Origin of the sequence: Micromonospora sp. C51, from assembly GCF_018070435.1 — a bacterium.
Classification (GTDB): Bacteria; Actinomycetota; Actinomycetes; order Mycobacteriales; family Micromonosporaceae; genus Micromonospora; species Micromonospora sediminimaris.
Window position 1 is genome coordinate 114,845 of the sequence record NZ_JAGPXQ010000001.1, and the last position, 14,997, is coordinate 129,841.

23 protein-coding genes are annotated in these 14,997 nt (G+C 71.0%); 5 read left to right on the forward strand and 18 right to left on the reverse strand.

The annotated features are described in order from the left end of the window. The first annotated feature begins 9 nt into the window (after positions 1–9). A complete protein-coding gene (locus KBX50_RS00530) occupies positions 10–198 on the forward strand; it encodes a hypothetical protein (protein ID WP_210934422.1) in 189 nt (62 codons plus the stop codon). Here KBX50_RS00530 and KBX50_RS33180 read toward each other — a convergent pair. From KBX50_RS33180 to KBX50_RS00605, 15 genes are all read right to left on the reverse strand, one after another. Beyond that, the gene (locus tag KBX50_RS33180) at positions 186–908 is read right to left on the reverse strand and encodes a DivIVA domain-containing protein (protein ID WP_307870780.1); all 723 of its coding nucleotides are present in this window, start codon (positions 906–908) and stop codon (positions 186–188) included. The genes KBX50_RS00530 and KBX50_RS33180 overlap by 13 nt on opposite strands. Continuing rightward, positions 905–2,083 carry a globin domain-containing protein gene (locus KBX50_RS00540; RefSeq protein WP_210933631.1) on the reverse strand — a complete coding sequence of 393 codons (1,179 nt, stop codon included), beginning with the start codon at positions 2,081–2,083 and terminating at the stop codon, positions 905–907. The genes KBX50_RS33180 and KBX50_RS00540 overlap by 4 nt, the downstream gene beginning before the upstream one ends. A 2-nt stretch (positions 2,084–2,085) precedes the next feature. Continuing rightward, positions 2,086–2,484, reverse strand: a complete 399-nt coding sequence (locus tag KBX50_RS00545; RefSeq protein WP_210933633.1) for a group 1 truncated hemoglobin — start codon at positions 2,482–2,484, stop codon at positions 2,086–2,088. 315 nt (positions 2,485–2,799) lie between these two features. Continuing rightward, a complete protein-coding gene (locus KBX50_RS00550) occupies positions 2,800–3,399 on the reverse strand; it encodes a MerR family transcriptional regulator (RefSeq protein WP_210933635.1) in 600 nt (199 codons plus the stop codon). Positions 3,400–3,597: 198 nt separating this feature from the next. Then, positions 3,598–4,062 carry a bifunctional nuclease family protein gene (locus tag KBX50_RS00555; RefSeq protein ID WP_013733914.1) on the reverse strand — a complete coding sequence of 155 codons (465 nt, stop codon included), beginning with the start codon at positions 4,060–4,062 and terminating at the stop codon, positions 3,598–3,600. Positions 4,063–4,235: 173 nt separating this feature from the next. Further along, complete coding sequence (locus KBX50_RS00560) at positions 4,236–4,937, reverse strand: MerR family transcriptional regulator (protein ID WP_210933637.1); 702 nt, start codon at positions 4,935–4,937, stop codon at positions 4,236–4,238. Positions 4,938–4,987: 50 nt separating this feature from the next. Then, positions 4,988–5,440, reverse strand: a complete 453-nt coding sequence (locus KBX50_RS00565; protein ID WP_093402417.1) for an FHA domain-containing protein — start codon at positions 5,438–5,440, stop codon at positions 4,988–4,990. 218 nt (positions 5,441–5,658) lie between these two features. Next, the gene (gcvH, locus tag KBX50_RS00570) at positions 5,659–6,039 is read right to left on the reverse strand and encodes a glycine cleavage system protein GcvH (protein WP_210933639.1); all 381 of its coding nucleotides are present in this window, start codon (positions 6,037–6,039) and stop codon (positions 5,659–5,661) included. 56 nt (positions 6,040–6,095) lie between these two features. Continuing rightward, positions 6,096–7,034 (reverse strand): DUF881 domain-containing protein, encoded by a 939-nt coding sequence (locus tag KBX50_RS00575; RefSeq protein ID WP_210933641.1) that lies wholly within the window; start codon positions 7,032–7,034, stop codon positions 6,096–6,098. Positions 7,035–7,043: 9 nt separating this feature from the next. Continuing rightward, a complete protein-coding gene (locus KBX50_RS00580; RefSeq protein ID WP_093402419.1) occupies positions 7,044–7,376 on the reverse strand; it encodes a small basic family protein in 333 nt (110 codons plus the stop codon). After that, positions 7,373–8,287 carry a DUF881 domain-containing protein gene (locus KBX50_RS00585; protein ID WP_210933644.1) on the reverse strand — a complete coding sequence of 305 codons (915 nt, stop codon included), beginning with the start codon at positions 8,285–8,287 and terminating at the stop codon, positions 7,373–7,375. The genes KBX50_RS00580 and KBX50_RS00585 overlap by 4 nt, the downstream gene beginning before the upstream one ends. After that, entirely contained in the window at positions 8,284–8,925 is a 642-nt protein-coding gene (locus KBX50_RS00590) for a CDP-alcohol phosphatidyltransferase family protein (RefSeq protein ID WP_210933645.1), read from the reverse strand. Before KBX50_RS00590 ends, KBX50_RS00585 begins: the two co-directional genes overlap by 4 nt. A gap of 271 nt (positions 8,926–9,196) precedes the next feature. After that, positions 9,197–9,670, reverse strand: a complete 474-nt coding sequence (locus KBX50_RS00595; protein WP_210933646.1) for a MarR family transcriptional regulator — start codon at positions 9,668–9,670, stop codon at positions 9,197–9,199. 56 nt (positions 9,671–9,726) lie between these two features. Then, positions 9,727–10,905 carry a PP2C family protein-serine/threonine phosphatase gene (locus tag KBX50_RS00600; RefSeq protein WP_210933647.1) on the reverse strand — a complete coding sequence of 393 codons (1,179 nt, stop codon included), beginning with the start codon at positions 10,903–10,905 and terminating at the stop codon, positions 9,727–9,729. 63 nt (positions 10,906–10,968) lie between these two features. Next, complete coding sequence (locus KBX50_RS00605; RefSeq protein WP_210933648.1) at positions 10,969–11,715, reverse strand: SAM-dependent methyltransferase; 747 nt, start codon at positions 11,713–11,715, stop codon at positions 10,969–10,971. Positions 11,716–11,846: 131 nt separating this feature from the next. Here KBX50_RS00605 and KBX50_RS00610 point away from each other — a divergent pair, with 131 nt between their 5' ends. The 3 genes from KBX50_RS00610 (at position 11,847) to KBX50_RS00620 (ending at position 13,559) form a co-directional block, all read left to right on the forward strand. Continuing rightward, positions 11,847–12,728, forward strand: a complete 882-nt coding sequence (locus KBX50_RS00610; protein ID WP_210933649.1) for a universal stress protein — start codon at positions 11,847–11,849, stop codon at positions 12,726–12,728. Between the two features lie 142 nt (positions 12,729–12,870). Further along, entirely contained in the window at positions 12,871–13,086 is a 216-nt protein-coding gene (locus KBX50_RS00615; protein WP_093402425.1) for a phosphatidylethanolamine-binding protein, read from the forward strand. Then, on the forward strand, positions 13,083–13,559 hold the full coding sequence (locus KBX50_RS00620; RefSeq protein ID WP_210933651.1) for a hypothetical protein: 477 nt from the start codon (positions 13,083–13,085) through the stop codon (positions 13,557–13,559). Before KBX50_RS00615 ends, KBX50_RS00620 begins: the two co-directional genes overlap by 4 nt. On the opposite strand, the gene KBX50_RS00625 is transcribed toward KBX50_RS00620, so the two are convergent. Continuing rightward, complete coding sequence (locus KBX50_RS00625) at positions 13,556–13,756, reverse strand: hypothetical protein (RefSeq protein ID WP_210933652.1); 201 nt, start codon at positions 13,754–13,756, stop codon at positions 13,556–13,558. The two genes, KBX50_RS00620 and KBX50_RS00625, sit on opposite strands and share 4 nt — an antisense overlap. A 129-nt stretch (positions 13,757–13,885) precedes the next feature. On the opposite strand from KBX50_RS00625, the gene KBX50_RS00630 reads away from it, so the two are divergent. After that, the gene (locus tag KBX50_RS00630) at positions 13,886–14,533 is read left to right on the forward strand and encodes a hypothetical protein (protein WP_210933653.1); all 648 of its coding nucleotides are present in this window, start codon (positions 13,886–13,888) and stop codon (positions 14,531–14,533) included. A 6-nt stretch (positions 14,534–14,539) separates the two neighbouring features. Here the strand turns inward: KBX50_RS00630 and KBX50_RS00635 are convergent, their stop codons facing one another. Next, positions 14,540–14,725, reverse strand: a complete 186-nt coding sequence (locus tag KBX50_RS00635) for a hypothetical protein (RefSeq protein ID WP_093402429.1) — start codon at positions 14,723–14,725, stop codon at positions 14,540–14,542. Between the two features lie 71 nt (positions 14,726–14,796). Continuing rightward, entirely contained in the window at positions 14,797–14,994 is a 198-nt protein-coding gene (locus KBX50_RS00640; protein WP_093402430.1) for a hypothetical protein, read from the reverse strand. Between the last annotated feature and the right edge of the window lie 3 nt (positions 14,995–14,997).

A 14,997-nucleotide genomic window follows, 5' to 3' on the forward strand; every position in this document is an offset into this window, starting at 1 on the left:
CCACCCATCGTGCCCCAGCACCGGCGTTGGCGCCCAACGCCCCCGGCGCCGGCGGCGGGGCCGACGTTCGACGACGGGGTGGCCGCGCGGGAGGCGCTGCGCATCTACGGCGAGATGATGATCTCGCACATGCAGGCGGCGGCGCGGCACCCACGGCAACCGCCGAACCGCGCGGCGCTTCCGCGTCAGCGCTGCTGATGCCGCGGCAACGACCGGGCCGCCGCCGCTCCGGCCGCCGCCGGCTGCGCGCCGATCCGCTCCATGGTCCGGGACAACTGCTCACTGCCGTCGTCCAGGTGCCGCGCCGCCGCCTGCATGTGCGAGATCATCATCTCGCCGTAGATGCGCAGCGCCTCCCGCGCGGCCACCCCGTCGTCGAACGTCGGCCCCGCCGCCACGTGGTAGTCCTGCACCGCCCGCTCCGCCTCCTGACGGGCCTCCTCCACCGCCGCCCGCACATAGCTCTCGTACTGGGTACGGGCGTACTCGGCGACCCGCCGCGCGTAGTCGTGCGCCTGGGCGATGATCTGCTCGGCCTCCCGCTGCGCCGCCGAGAGCAGATTCACCTCCTTGGCCGCCGGCACCTTCGCCGTCGGCTCCGAACTCGGAATCACCCCGTGCCGGTGCAACTCCACATGGTCGTTGAGCCGCTCGTTCTCCGCCCGCAGATTCGCCACCTGCGTCGACAGCAGATCCAACTCATCGGCCACCTGCACCCGGAACCGGTCCACGTCGTTCTGGTCGTAACCGCGACGCCCGAACGACGACGACCCGAACTCCCACCGGCGCACCCGGTCGGCGGTCATCCGCACCTGCACACCACCGGCGACCTGCGCACCGTCGTACCTGCCGACCGGGGTCGCACTCACCGCACCGGCCTGCCACTCGCGGCCACGAGGCTCACTCACCGGGCACCTCCGGAATCGTCAGAGACAGCGGGGCCTCCCACCGCCGTCCGCCACGAGGGGCCGTACCAGTGCCTACCCAGACCCTCGTGATGCACCTGCCCGGCATGGAAACCGGACCGGGTCAGGGTCGCCACCGTGTGCGACACCATGTCGTCGGAACCACACACGTACACATGCCGGGACCGCCAGTCACCGTCGGCCAGCGCCCGGTCCACCGGATACACGAACTCCCCCGGCCGGTTCAGGTCCAACCCCACCACCTGCGTCACCGACAACCAGGAGTACGAGGCGACCAACTTCTCCAACGCGTCACCGTCGTAGAACTCGCTGCGCGAACGCGCCCCCACATACACGTCGACCCGACGCCGGGAACCCTCCGCCGCCACCTGCTCCACCAACGCCTTCAGCGGAGCCCAACCGGTTCCACCTGCCAGCAGCAGCAGATCCGCCGAACCCGCCGGACGCAACGTCAACCCGTCACCCACCGGGGCGGCCAGATGCAACTGGTCACCCACCGCACACCCGTACACCAGCCGCGACGACACCGCGCCGCCCGGCGCCGCCCGGACATGCAACTCGACGGTGCCGTCCGGGCGCGGCGCGTTCGCCGGCGAGTAGTACCGCCACGACCGCACCGCCGGATGCGACACCCCGATCGACTGACCCGCGGTGAACGGCAACAGATACTGCGGACGCAACGTCAGCACCGCCACGTCGAACGCCCGCCGCTCGTGCCCCACCACCTCCGCCACCCACCACGGTGGACTCACCGTCTCAGCGGCCTGCGCCGCCTCGGACATCACCTGCGCCACCAGCCCGTACGCCGCCGTCCAGTCCTGCGCCAACTCGTCGGTCCACTGGTCGGCGAGAAAATGCCGCAACGTCGCCAGCAACGCCTCCCCCACCGCCGGGTAATGCTCCGCCCGCACCGCGAACTTGCGGTGGTCGACGCCGAGATCCTGCAGGAAACCCACCAACCGGTCCACCTGGTCCACCTGGGACACGATGTGACCGAGCGCATTCACCAGCCGATCCCGCTGACCCGCCATGTTCGTCGGGAACATCTGCCGGGTCTCCGGATACGCCAGGAACAGCGTCGAATAAAAGTAGAGCGGCACCTGGTCGCCGTGCGCGGCCACCAGCGACCAGCTCTGCTTGAGCCGGGGCACGTCCACGCTCAGGCGCCCGCCTGGTCCCCGCCGGCCACCACCTGGTCCTGCACCTGCGCCAGCACCGCCTGCACGTCGGCGATGATGTCACCCGGCACACCCAGCTGCGTCAACGTCGCCGTCAGATGCTCACCAACCATGACGTAGTGCGCCACCGGAATGTTCAACGGCTGATGCGCCGACGCCAGATCCCGGCCGGTGTACTCGTTCGGACCACCGAGCACCACCGTCAGCATCAACGCCAGATGCCGGCGCTGCCCCGCCATGTCCACCTCGGCGAAGTAACCGGCAAGCTCCTCATCCGCGAGCACCCGGTCGTAGAACAGCTCGACAGCGGCCTTCACCGAAGCCGCCCCGCCGATGCGCTCGTAATGCGAGACCGGAGCGGTCTCCTCGGTAACCGTCACGGTTGTTTCCTTCCGTCGTGAGGGGACGCGCGGTGTCAGCGCGCGCAACGACGACCCGCCGACACCGGAACCACCCCACGGCAGCGGCAGCCGGCAGACCGTGTCGGACGATAGCGTGCCGCGTCCGTCCCGTCACCGCCGGCCCATCGGAATCCCGGCCACAACCAGACACGAAGAGTCACAAATCTCACCCGGGGCCATCACCCCAGGACAACCGGACGCACACCCAACGTGATCGGCCCAGGCCCGGCGGTCGGACACCGGCCGACCATCACCAGCGGCGCGCCCGAGCGCACCACGACACAGTGGAACGACTCAACCCGCCCGCCGCCGGGCCCGCCGCGCGGCCAACTCGTCGCCCACCGCACCACCCTCGGCAACCTCCGGCGACCCCGGCTCCACCGACACCGCCGCCGGCTCCGCCGGCAGATGCGACAACGAACCCTGGATCTCCTTGAACGCGCCACCGATCGCGATGCCGAACACCCCCTGGCCGCCCTGCAACAGGTCGACCACCTCCTCCGGCGAACGACACTCGTACACCGTCGTCCCATCGGAGATCAACGTGATGCCGGCGAGGTCCGCCACCCCACGCGACCGCAACGCCTCGATCGCCTTGCGGATGTTCTGCAACGACACCCCGGCGTCCAGCAGCCGCTTCACCACCTTCAACACCACCAGGTCGCGAAACGAGTACAACCGCTGCGTGCCGGAACCCGACGCGTCCCGCACACTCGGCACCACCAGAGCCGTACGCGCCCAGTAATCCAACTGGCGGTAGCTGATCCCCACCGCATGGCAGGCCGTCACACCCCGGTACCCCACCGCACCGTCACCGTCAGTTGCCGACCCGGGCATCCCACCACCCGGCTCACCCGACACCGCACCCTGATCGGAATCCCGCGGCTCGTACATCCGGACAACCTCCCCGTCAGTGCGGTGCCACGCCGCTTCCGGGACGCGCACCCCTCGACACGGCAACCCTATAGCGACCGCCAGGAGTTACCACGGAGAAACCGTCGCGACACGCCGCGCATCGACAGCGATGACCATCACCATCACCGACAGTCACCGCCCACACGGCCTTCCCACCGAACCGGCAGGGCCGAACACTCAGCCGGCGAAATCCTCCGGGCGAACCTGCTCCAGGAACTCCCGGAACTTCTCCACCTCGTCCTCCTGCTCGTCGGGAATCACGATCCCCGCCTCACTGAGGACCTGCTCCGCACAACGAATCGGCGCACCCACCCGCAACGCCAGAGCGATCGAATCACTCGGCCGAGCCGAAACCCGCACCCCATCACCGATCAACAGATCAGCGAAGAACACGTTCTCCTTCAACTCGGTGATCTCCACCGCCCGCAACGGCGCCTTCAACGCCGCCAACACATCCCGCAGAAGATCATGGGTCAGCGGACGCGCCGGCTTGACACCCTGCTGCTCATAAGCGATCGCCGTCGCTTCGACCGCGCCGATCCAGATCGGCAGATAGCGGTCCCCCTCGACCTCCCTGAGCAGGACGATCGGCTGGTTACTGGGCAACTCCACCCGAACCCCGACCACGCTCAGCTCGCGCACCGCCGCCTCCGTGTCGTTGTCACCTACGCCGCACCGCGCCCTTCTCTGCACGGTACACGGACCGCGACACGGCCGTCTCATGCGCTACACGCACCCACGCCCGCGCCAGAAGAGGGGTTACCCCCGCAAGCCTACGCCACTCACCAACCAGCCGATCAGTACGCACACGCACCTCACCGACCCAACGTCGAACGCAACCCCACCCGCACCAACGCCGCATGCAACTGCTGAGACAACGCCACCAACTCCCGCGCCGTCTCCGCCGCCCGCGCCCGCGCCGCCGGATCACTCTGCCGTACCAACGGCGCCACCAACTGCGCGAACAAACCGACCTCGCGATCCGCCGCCGTCCGATAACCCCGCAGATGCCGCGGCTGGAACCCGTACGCAGCCAGACCCGCCACCGCCCGCGCAATGATCAACGCGTCGCCGTCATACCACCCCGGCGGATCCGACACCACCAACCCGAGCCGCTCCAACTCACCCAACGTCGACTCGTCCAGCCCACTACGCGCCACCAACTCGGCACGATCCAACCGGACCTGCGCGGACTCGACCGACCCCGCCGCGGCACGACCCGGCACCTCACCATCCGGGCCCACCGCCACCAACGCCGGACGCGACCCCTCCGGCACCTCACCGTCGGCGTCCCACCGCGCCAACTGCTCACGGATCACCCGCAACGGCAGATACTGATCCCGCTGCGCCGTCAGCACGAACCGCAGCCGCGCCACATCGTCCCAGCCGTACTTCCGGTAACCCGCCGCCGTACGCTGCGGCTCCACCAGGCCCTCAGCCTCAAGAAACCGCAACTTCGAAATCGTCACGTCCGGAAAATCCGCCCGCAACTGGGCCAGCACCTCGCCGATACTCATCAACGGCGGGGCGCCACCCACCCCGGACGGCCTGGAGGCCGCAGGCTCGTTCACCCCCGGCCGGCCTCACCCTCCGGGCGCGGACCGGCGATGAACACCACCCGGAACTTGCCGATCTGCACCTCGTCACCGTTGCTCAAGGTCGCCGCCTCGACCCGCTCCCGGTTCACGTACGTGCCGTTCAAACTGCCCACGTCCCGCACCGTGAACGTCCCACCATCCCGGTGGAACTCCGCGTGCCGACGCGACACCGTCACATCGTCGAGGAAAATGTCACTGTCCGGATGCCGCCCACTGGTCGTCACATCGTGATCCAACAGGAACCGGGCACCCGCGTTCGGCCCCCGCCGGACCACCAGCAGCGCCATCCCCGGCGGCAGCGAACCGGACATCCGGCTCGGCACCACATCGGTGTCCGGCCCCTCCAGCGCTTCCTCGAGCGAACCGAGATTGAGCGTCGACGTGACGTCGAGCGGGGGGAACTCGTCGCCTGGGCGAGTCATGGGGACCACCTCACGGAATCTGTTTCGGTCGGCGTCGGGTGACGGCGGGTCTGGCCGCCGGGCTCTCATCCACCCGGCGGCTGGCTCTCCGTGCCCCGAAAGGCTGTCCGCGACGCTCAACTAATGGGTTCTCGGTCGACTGGGCGAGCCTAGCCAGCGCCGAAAAACAGGGCAACCGGACGCGCGGCAGACACCGCCCCGCCCGCACAGCAAAAAGCTCAGCTCTCGGTCAACTCGCGATACGCGGCCGCACTCAACAGACCATCCACCGCCGCCGCGTCCACCGCAGTGATCTCCACCAACCAACCCGCACCGTACGGGTCAGAGTTGATCACCTCGGGGGTGTCAACCAACGCCTCGTTGCGCGCCGACACCATACCGGCCACCGGCGCGTACAACTCCGACACACTCTTGGTCGACTCGATCTCACCCAACGACTCACCGGCCGCCACCGTCGCACCCGCCTCCGGCAACTGCACATACACGATGTCGCCGAGCGCATCCTGCGCGAAATGAGTGATGCCCACCCGGACGGCCCCACCGTCCGCGGCAGCCACCCACTCGTGCTCGGCGGTGTAACGCAGGTCCTCAGGAATCACCAGCAGCGTCCTCATCCATCGCGACACCGGACCAACCGGTGCCGGCCCGCCGACCTTCAGGAGACCGGACGAGCATGTTCCAGCGGGCGGGGATCGTGCAGCGCCGAGACCTCGGCAACCTCACGCTCCTCAACGATCACGTTACCGCCGTCACCGGCCACCGACGCCACCACCCCACCAGGAATGTTGAGCGCCGTACGCATCGTCGCCGGGTCACCCAGCACCGTGATGGTGAACGGCCCCGTCAACGGACGCCCGTCCACGATCAACGCCCCGTTCTCCCCGTTGAGGAAATACGTCGACGCCACGATCCGCACCGTCGCCTGGTCACCACCGGAGATCTGCATCGCCTCCGCCCCGGCACCCCGCAACTCCTGCACCGCATCCAGCACCCGCACCGCCGAGATCGGCTTCGCCCCCGCCTGGAACCGCACCGTCAGACCCGGGCCCCGCGCCGGCAACGTACCCGCCAGGATGCCCAACTCGTCCGCCCGCCGGGTCGCCTCCTCCAACGCGGCCTGACGCCCCTGCTCACCCGAACGCAACTGCCGCTGACTCTCCTCCAACGCGGCGATGTCCTGCCGCAACCGGATCTCCCGCGCCTCCAGGTCGTACAGGATCCGAACCAGGTCCTCCTGCCGCGCCGCCGCCAACGACGAATCCGTCGACGTCATCTTCAACTGCACGGCCAGGGTGAACCCCAACAGCCCCAGCAACACCATGATCATCACCGCCGCCGAGCTGAACCGCCGCCACGGCGACACCACCGCAGCCGGGCCCGCCGCGGCAACCCCCTCGTCCGGCCCCGCCTCGTCCGGCGCCGGCGACGGATCCTCGTCCTCTCCCGACGGGCGCTCCTGCGGCGACAACGGACTCAACTCGTCCGGATCCGGCGCCTCCGGACGCGGATCCGGCTCCCCCGCCGGGCCATCCGGCCGCGCCGGCTCCGCCGGCTGCGGCCACCCCGTACCCGTCTGCGTGTGCTCGTCACTCACGCCACAAACCTACGCCCGGAACAGGTGCCGACGGATCGCCGCCACGTTGCCGAAGATACGAACCCCCAACACGACCACCACACCGGTGGACAACTGACCACCCACCCCCAACTGGTCACCCAGATACACGATCAACGCAGCCACCAGCACGTTCGAGATGAACGACACCACGAACTGCTTGTCGTCGAAGATGCGGTCCAGCTTCGCCCGCACCCCACCGAACACCGCGTCCAACGCGGCCACCACCGCGATCGGCAGGTACGGCTGCAATGCCGCCGGCACCGTGGGATCAAGCCACAGCCCGAGCAGCACCCCGGCCAACAGGGCCAGCACCGCGATCATCGACCACCTCCGGAGGGACTGGGGGACGTACCCGAGCCGGACGACTCGTCATCGCCCGACGACGACACACTCGGACTCACCGCGGGCTCCGCGTAGCGTAGCCGCGGCTCCGGAGCAGCCGGCAGCGTGAGGTCATCGGCGTCCCGCACCGCGAACGACAACCCCGTCACCTTCGCCACCTGGCGCATCGTCAACGCGCTCCCGCTGGCCTCGTACCGCTCCCGCATGCCACCCGGCCCGATCGCGCTCACCTCGTACGGACCGGTGACCGGCCGGAAGTCCACCAGGATCGCCTGACCCGCGGAACGGATCGTCGACGTCGACGTCAACCGCTGCCCGTTGATCGCGATCGCCTCGGCGCCGGCCCCCCACAGGTCGTTCGCCACGCTCTGCAGATCGAGATAGATCACCTGAGCGGGACCGGCGTCGCCGCCGCCGAGCGCATCCAGGCCACCTGGCGCGTCCGCCAACTCCACCACCACACCGTCACCGCGCACCCGCCCCAGGCCGGTACTCGCCTCCAGCTCCCGCAACCGGGCCGCGCGGGAACCACCCAACGCGGCCTCCCGCTGCCGGTTGACCTCCTCGCGCAGTTCCTCGGCCCGGCTCGACAAGGCGTCGGTCTCACCCTGCCGCTGCTTGATCTGCGCCACCAGGCCGGAACGGGCCTGCGCACGCCCTGGCTCCTCGGCCATGGTCTGCCGGTAGGCCACCGCGAACAGGAAACCGAGCAGCACGATCACCACCAGGCCGACCGGCCCCACCGACCAGCCCGACCGCGCCGCCCGGCCGGTCTCCGCCCGCCGGGCCGCCGCGTCGGAGTAACCCGGATCCAACGGGTTACGGAACAACTCGGTAAGGAAATCCGGGGTGAAGGCCCTCGGCCCACGCCGGCTCTGATCGTCACTCATGCCGCCGCTCCCTGCCGACCGCGTACCGCACGAACCAACTGCCGGGCCTGAATCACGTACAGCGCGCCAGCGACCCAGTAGAGCACCAGACCCCACCACGCCAACGCCCAGCCGATCGCACCGGCCACCGTTGCGGCTGCCGGCACCACCGCGGCCAGCAGCAGGATCGGAAAAGCGGCCAGCAGCAGGAAGGTAGCCGTCTTACCGACGTAATGCACCGGCGGCGGCCCGTAGCCGTGTCGCCGCAGCACCCCGAGTGAACCCAGCAGCAGCACTTCCCGCGCCAACAGCGCGGCGGTGAACTGCCACGGCACCACTTCGCGGGCGGTGAACGCCACCAGGGTGGCGAGGATGTAGAGCCGGTCGGCGAGCGGGTCGAGCAACTCGCCCAGCCGGCTGACCTGACCCAGCCGCCGGGCGATCCAGCCGTCCACCCAGTCGCTGGTGCCACCGACGGCCAACACCACGATCGCGGCAGCGTCGGCGCGCGCCACCAGGAACAGGAAGAGGAAGAGGGGAACACCCAGCAGGCGGACGAAGCTGATCAGGTTCGGCCAGGTGAGCACCCGATCGTCCGGTCCCCGGCCATCGCCGTCGCGGGCCTGCGGTTGCTCCTCCCGAGCCGCCCGACCCGACACCGAACCTCCTCCGCGACGCGCTCGGGCACCGCGGACCAGGTCCGCCGTGCGGCGTCGTACGCGTGTCCAGCCGGCTGCTGCCGGCGCCCCCTGTGATCCCCTGCGGGATCCGTCCCCTGACCCGCCGTCCATCGTCGATGATCACGGGCCGGTCGAATGCGCTGCCACTATAGCGGGCTGCTGTTCTGGTTTTGCTGCCCAGCAGGCTCGTGCCGGCCGTTCGCTGATGCGACTGTGACGGGTGTCACTGCGCGCAAGGCGTCCTAGGACACTAGTCGAAGTGAATTCCGGTGCGGTGGACAGCGGCGCTCGCGCCGCCCGACATCGTCGCCGCCCGCCCGAACGCCACCAGCGCCCCGAGCAGGTCCTGCTGCCCTCGGGCCGGCATCCGTTCGAGTACGGCCCGCACCGCCTCGTGCCGGCGTGACCGCACCTCGGCCAACAGCACCTCGGCCGCCGCTGTCGGGACGAGGCGCACCTCCCGACGGTCGCGCGGGTCGGCCGTCCGGCGCACCAACCCGATCGCCTCCAGCCGGTCACAGAGCCGACTGGCCGAGGACGGGACCACGTCCAGCAGCGCGGCCAGCCCGTTGACGTTGATCTCCGGACGGATACTCAGCAGGGACAGCACCCGCAGCTGGGTCGGCGACACCGAGAGCCGGTGCCGGGAAACGGCCGAGTCGAGCACGCCCACCAGCGTCTCGGCGGCCGCGTCGATCGCCGCGGTGAGATCCGGTCGCTCCACGCGATGTCCCCTGCGATTGTCCCGCTGGTCCTGCCCCGATCCGCTGGCCGGGTCGGTCAACCCTGTTCCCGGCCGGCCGAGCCGCGCCAGTCCAGGCAGACGACGACCGCGTCGTCCCGCAGATCGGTGTCCGCGTGGAAGGTCTGCAACTCGCGCATCACCGTACCAACCGCCTCGGTCGGCGGCTGTAACCGCGTGGCCCGCATCGCCCGGGCCATCGCCCGCTCGCCGTACGTCTCCCGGCCGCTCGGATCGGCCGCCCACACCCCGTCGGAGACGATGAACAACCGGTCCCCCGGGTCGAGGTCGAACTCCTGCAGGTCATAACGGGTCTCGCCGAACATCCCCAGCGGAAGCTGCTGCTCGAGAGCGACCCGGGAGACGGCGCCGCCGCGCACCCGCACCAGATGCGGCGAGCCGGCGTCCACCGCCCGCACCCGCCCGGTGACACAGTCCAGTTCGAGCAGCAACGTCGCCACGTGCCGGTGCCCCCGATGTTGGTAGTAGACCGTGTCGCAGGCCAGCTCGGCCTGTTCCACCAGACCGCCACCGGAGCGGCGGGCGTTACGCATCGCATTGACCGTCACCGCCGTCAACAGGGCGGCGGTGAGCCCGATACCGTCGCCGTTGAGGACGGTGACGGTCAGCCGGCCCTCGTCCAGCGACCAGTCGAAGTGGTCGCCACCCACCGTGTACGCCGGTTCCAGCTGGCCCGCCAGTTGGAAGGAGTCATGGCTGACACTGCGCCCCGGCAGCAGTTCCCACTGCAACTCGGCGGCCATGCTCAGCCGCTCCCGCCGCCGGGCCCGCCGGTAGCGGTCGGTTTCCCGGTCGGCCGCACGCAGCGCCATGGCCATGTCCCCGGCGATGTCGACCGCCTCGCGCACCACCGACTCCGTCGGTGACCCGGCCAACTCGACCATGAGCACGCCCAACCGCTCGCCCCACACCGTCAGCGGAACGTAGATGCGGCACCGCCCGTCCTCACCGGACTCCCGGACCGGCTGCTGGCTGCTGAAGCAGCGCTGCACCGTACCCTGAACCTCCGAGGCCGCCACGGCGGGCTGGCGGGAGTCGAGCACCGGCCACAGCCCGCTGATCCGGTAGTCGGCAACGAACACGATGGTGCCCGACGCGCCGAGCGCCGACCGGATGGCCACGTCAGCGGCCTCGACCACGCGGTCGGGCGGGGCCTCGCGCAGGGCGCGGGAAATCCCCGTGGGCGCATCCGCCATGACCATCCTCCGAAGATTACTTGCTCTGGGGCAAGCATCATACGGAGGTGGTTTCGCCCGTGGTCACCCGACCGACCGCACGGCGACGGCGCCGTGAAACGCGTCCGGCACCTCCACCGGCTGTCCCTCCGGTCGCCAGTGGGTCACCGGCACGATCCCGTCCCGGGTTGGCTGCCACCGGCCGAGCAACGGGCCGAACGCGGCCGGCGGACGCATCCGGAACGCCGGCCCCATCATCGCCAGCGCCTGCGGATACGCGGCGAGTTCCTCGGTGTCGAAGTCGATCGCCAGGTGGCTGCCCGGCGCCGCCGCCGTGTACAGCTCGTCCAGCGTGCGGGCGAGAGTGTCGTCGTCGAGGAACGCCGCCAGGCCGAGGAAGACCACCCCGACCGGCCGACGCCCCCAGCCCGGCACGAACCGGTGCAGCAGCGCCGGGTCGACGGTGCCGATGTCGGTGGCGTCACCGAAGCCGTAGCCCGCCCGGTCGCTGCCGGCCAGGATGCGCTGCCCGAGACGGATGGTCACCGGGTCCACGTCGGTGTAGAGGACCGTCGCGTCGGGCGCCACCTCGTGCACGTTGCCCATCGTCGGCACCCCGGCGCCGAACACCAGGAATCCGTCCACACCGGTGGCGGCGATCGCCCGTACCGCACGGCCGAGAAAGGCGCGCAGCGCCCGGAAGACCGGAGCGCACGGTCCGTACGCCTGCTCGAAGGCGCGGGCGGCGGCCACGTCCACCGGATAGTGGTGCGCCCCGCCGAGCCAGAAATCGATCATCCGTGCGGTACTGGGCTGGTCGGGCTCCACCATCGACGACGCTCCTTCCCCAGCCGCCAGCGTACCGACAGCACGTCGCTCGCCGGTATCGCCCCGCTGGCCCCCGGGGGCGGCGATACTGACCCAAACCGGTCCCGACGGCGGGCCCAGCACAGGAGGCGACGGTGGACTCGGTCAGCGGCGCGGCGGTGGTCGTCGGCGTGGACGACTCCGAGCCCGCCCGCGCCGCCGTACGACTGGCCGCCGCGACCGCGGCCCGCCGCGACCGCCCGCTGCGGGTGGTGCACGCCTTCATCTGGCCGACGCTGCACTCCCCCGTCCGGCCGGCCACGGAGAGCGCCCCCGGCGGGGGCCTGCGGGCGCGAGCGGAACGGATGGTCGCCGACGCGGTCGACGAGGCCGAGGCGACCGCGCCGGGACTGCGGGTCACCGGCGAGATAATCGACGGTGAGGCCACGGCCGTGCTGCTCGCCGAGGCACCCAGCGCGGCGCTGATGGTCCTCGGTGACCGCGGTGCCGGCGGTTTCGCCGCGCTGCTGCTCGGCTCGGTCACGGTGAAGTTGGCCGCGTACGCCGATTGTCCGGTGCTGGTGGCGCGCGGCGCGCAGCACCCCGACGGTGCGGTGGTGGTCGGGGTGGACGGTTCCGAGTCGTCCCGCCGGGCCGTGGAGTTCGCCGTCGACGAGGCCGCCCTGCGCGGCGCCGCGGTGCACGCCCTGCACGCCTACCGGCACCCGGTGTCCACCGGCCCGGGTGACATGCAGCCGCTGGTGTACGACGAGTCCGAGTTGCGCGACGACGAGGACCGTGCGGTGGCCGAGTCCATCGCCGGGCTGACCGAGCGGTACCCGGAGGTGCCGATCACCCGGACGTCGGTGCGAGGTCGGGCCGCCCGGGTGCTCACCGACGCGTCCCGCCAGGCGCAACTGCTGGTGGTCGGGGGGCAGGGGCGTGGTGAGGTGACCGGGTTGCTGCTGGGTTCGGTGAGCCAGTCGATGCTGCACCACAGCCACTGTCCGGTCGCGGTGGTACGCGGCCCCCGGTGACCGGCCGGCACGGTTGACGGCGGCCCAGGCGGGTAGACGGGCCGCGTACGCCACCGGCGACGACCAGAGAGGTCACCGACGCCACCGGCGACGACCCAAGGGGGTCACCGACGCCACCGGCGACGATCAGGGGGAGACAGCCATGCCAGGACCTCGGCCCGGCAGCAACGCCTACGACAAGCAGCGTGCCCGCCTGCGCAACGCCATCGACGGCTCGGGCCGGCGCACGCCGGACCAGAAGGCCGACGAGGCGGCCAACCGGATCCTGCGGGAGGATCGGGGCCGGCGCGGCGTCGTGCGGGGCGAACGCGCCTATGGGCCCAAGGGAAACCGCGAGCCCGGGGATCCGAAGAAGTGAGGACCGCCGACCTGACCGACGGCCTCATCGCCGGGGCCGTCGGCACCGCCGCGCTCAACATCGTCACCTACCTGGACATGACGGCCCGGGCCCGACCGGCCAGCCAGACGCCCGAGCAGAGCGCCGGGAAACTGGCCGGCGCCGTCCACCTGTCGCTGGGGCCGCCGCAGCAGGCGGACAACCGGCGCAGCGGCCTCGGCGCCCTGCTGGGCTACGGGCTCGGCGCGGCCGCGACGGTCGGCTTCGCACTGCTGGCCCGGGGCCGCCGGCAGCCGTTGCTGCGCGCGGCCACGCTGCTCGGTGGGGGCCTGATGACCCTGTCGGACGGGTCGCTGACCCTGCTCGGCGTCACCGACCCGCGCACCTGGCGGCGCGTCGACTGGCTCGCCGACATTGTCCCGCACCTCACCTTCGGGCTGACGGCCGCAGCCACCTGGAACCGGCTGCGGCCGTCGACTGGCGGCTCCGACTAACGGTCGCTGTCGTCGTCGGCGACCGGTCGACCACTGGGTCCGTACGGTGACACCTGGCCGTGCGGCACCGGGCGGCCGGTGTCCCCGGGCGACGAGCCACGGTTGCGGGGATGGCCGGCCGGGTCGGGGCCCTTGTTGTCCTGGCTGGTGTCACCGAGGGCGTTACGCCGGAGTTCCTGCTGCTGCGGGTTCGTCACGGTCGTCTCCCTTCGCCCGTGCGCGGCGCGGCGCCGCGTCACCCGCGGCTTACCCGCCCCCGTCGGCGGCATTCCGGCGCGGTGACCACGGCGAGGGCTAACCAGATCGTCGGCGGGTACACCCCGAGGATGGGTGACCAACGGGCGCTGGCGCGGTCTCTGCTGACCCGCCGCACGTACGCCGAGGAGGCCGGCATCGCGCTGGCTGACCGACCGGCGCCGCTGTACCAGCTGCTGGTGCTGGTCACGTTGCTCAGCACCCGGATCCGGGCGCAGGTGGGGGTGGCGGCGGCCCGGGAACTCTTCGCGGCCGGCTACCGCACCCCGCAGGCCATGGAGGCCGCCAGTTGGCAGGAACGGGTCGACGCGCTGGGGCGCGGACACTACCGCCGCTACGACGAGCGGACCGCCACCATGCTCGGCTCGGGCGCCCGGCTCTGCCTGGAGCGCTGGCACGGCGACCTGCGGCGGTTGCACCGGGAGGCGGCCGGTGAGCCGGCGCAGTTGCGTCGGCTGCTCACCGAGTTTCCCGGGATCGGACCCACCGGCGCGGACATCTTCCTGCGCGAGGTGCAGTCGGTCTGGCCGCAGGTGCGCCCGTACGCCGACCGGCGGGCGGTGGCCGGCGCGCGGCGACTCGGTCTGCCCGCCAGCACGGACCGGCTCGCCCGGCTCGTCGACGACGTCGACTTCGGCCGGCTCGCCTCGGCGCTGGTGCGGGTCGCCCTCGGCGAGGAGTCTGCCGGGCAGATCAGCCGTGGCGTGGCGGCCCGCTGAGCGCCGTCACTTCGCCGCGTCACCGCCGGGTTTGGTCAGGTACCACACCAGCAGCGACGCCAGCAGCGCCAGCACCACCAGCCCGCCGGAGAGGCCGCGCCCCTCCTCCGGGGACCGGCCCGTGGTGCCGAAGTAGATCACGGCGAGGCCGGCGAGCACCGCGACGAACTTCCGGATGCCTCGGTCCTTCACAGCTGGCACGGTACGCAACCAGGTACCGGTATGGCGGGTTAGCCGGATTTGTCGCCCACTCGGGGGACTCCTCAGTCGACCTCCAGGTCGTCGAGGGAGATCTTGTGGCTCATCAGCCACCGGGCCAGCGCCGACATGCCGAACAGCCACAGCGGCGCGGACTCGGTGGTGCCGTTCGTCGCGTAGACGGCGAACCGCAGGTCCGGCGCCCGGTACGCCTCGATCCGCCACCGGTGCTGCCGGTCCCGCCAGACCGCGGAGGGGTCCATGCC

Coding starts and splice junctions, on each gene's coding strand:
- KBX50_RS00630 (WP_210933653.1), top strand. CDS start 13,886: ATGGGTGACCAACGGGCGCTGGCGCGGTCTCTGCTGACCCGCCGCACG.
- KBX50_RS00580 (WP_093402419.1), bottom strand. CDS start 7,376: ATGATCGCGGTGCTGGCCCTGTTGGCCGGGGTGCTGCTCGGGCTGTGG.
- KBX50_RS00550 (WP_210933635.1), bottom strand. CDS start 3,399: ATGTACGAGCCGCGGGATTCCGATCAGGGTGCGGTGTCGGGTGAGCCG.
- KBX50_RS00605 (WP_210933648.1), bottom strand. CDS start 11,715: ATGGTGGAGCCCGACCAGCCCAGTACCGCACGGATGATCGATTTCTGG.
- KBX50_RS00600 (WP_210933647.1), bottom strand. CDS start 10,905: ATGGCGGATGCGCCCACGGGGATTTCCCGCGCCCTGCGCGAGGCCCCG.
- KBX50_RS00615 (WP_093402425.1), top strand. CDS start 12,871: ATGCCAGGACCTCGGCCCGGCAGCAACGCCTACGACAAGCAGCGTGCC.
- KBX50_RS00640 (WP_093402430.1), bottom strand. CDS start 14,994: ATGGACCCCTCCGCGGTCTGGCGGGACCGGCAGCACCGGTGGCGGATC.
- KBX50_RS00560 (WP_210933637.1), bottom strand. CDS start 4,937: ATGAGTATCGGCGAGGTGCTGGCCCAGTTGCGGGCGGATTTTCCGGAC.
- KBX50_RS00565 (WP_093402417.1), bottom strand. CDS start 5,440: ATGACTCGCCCAGGCGACGAGTTCCCCCCGCTCGACGTCACGTCGACG.
- KBX50_RS00585 (WP_210933644.1), bottom strand. CDS start 8,287: ATGAGTGACGATCAGAGCCGGCGTGGGCCGAGGGCCTTCACCCCGGAT.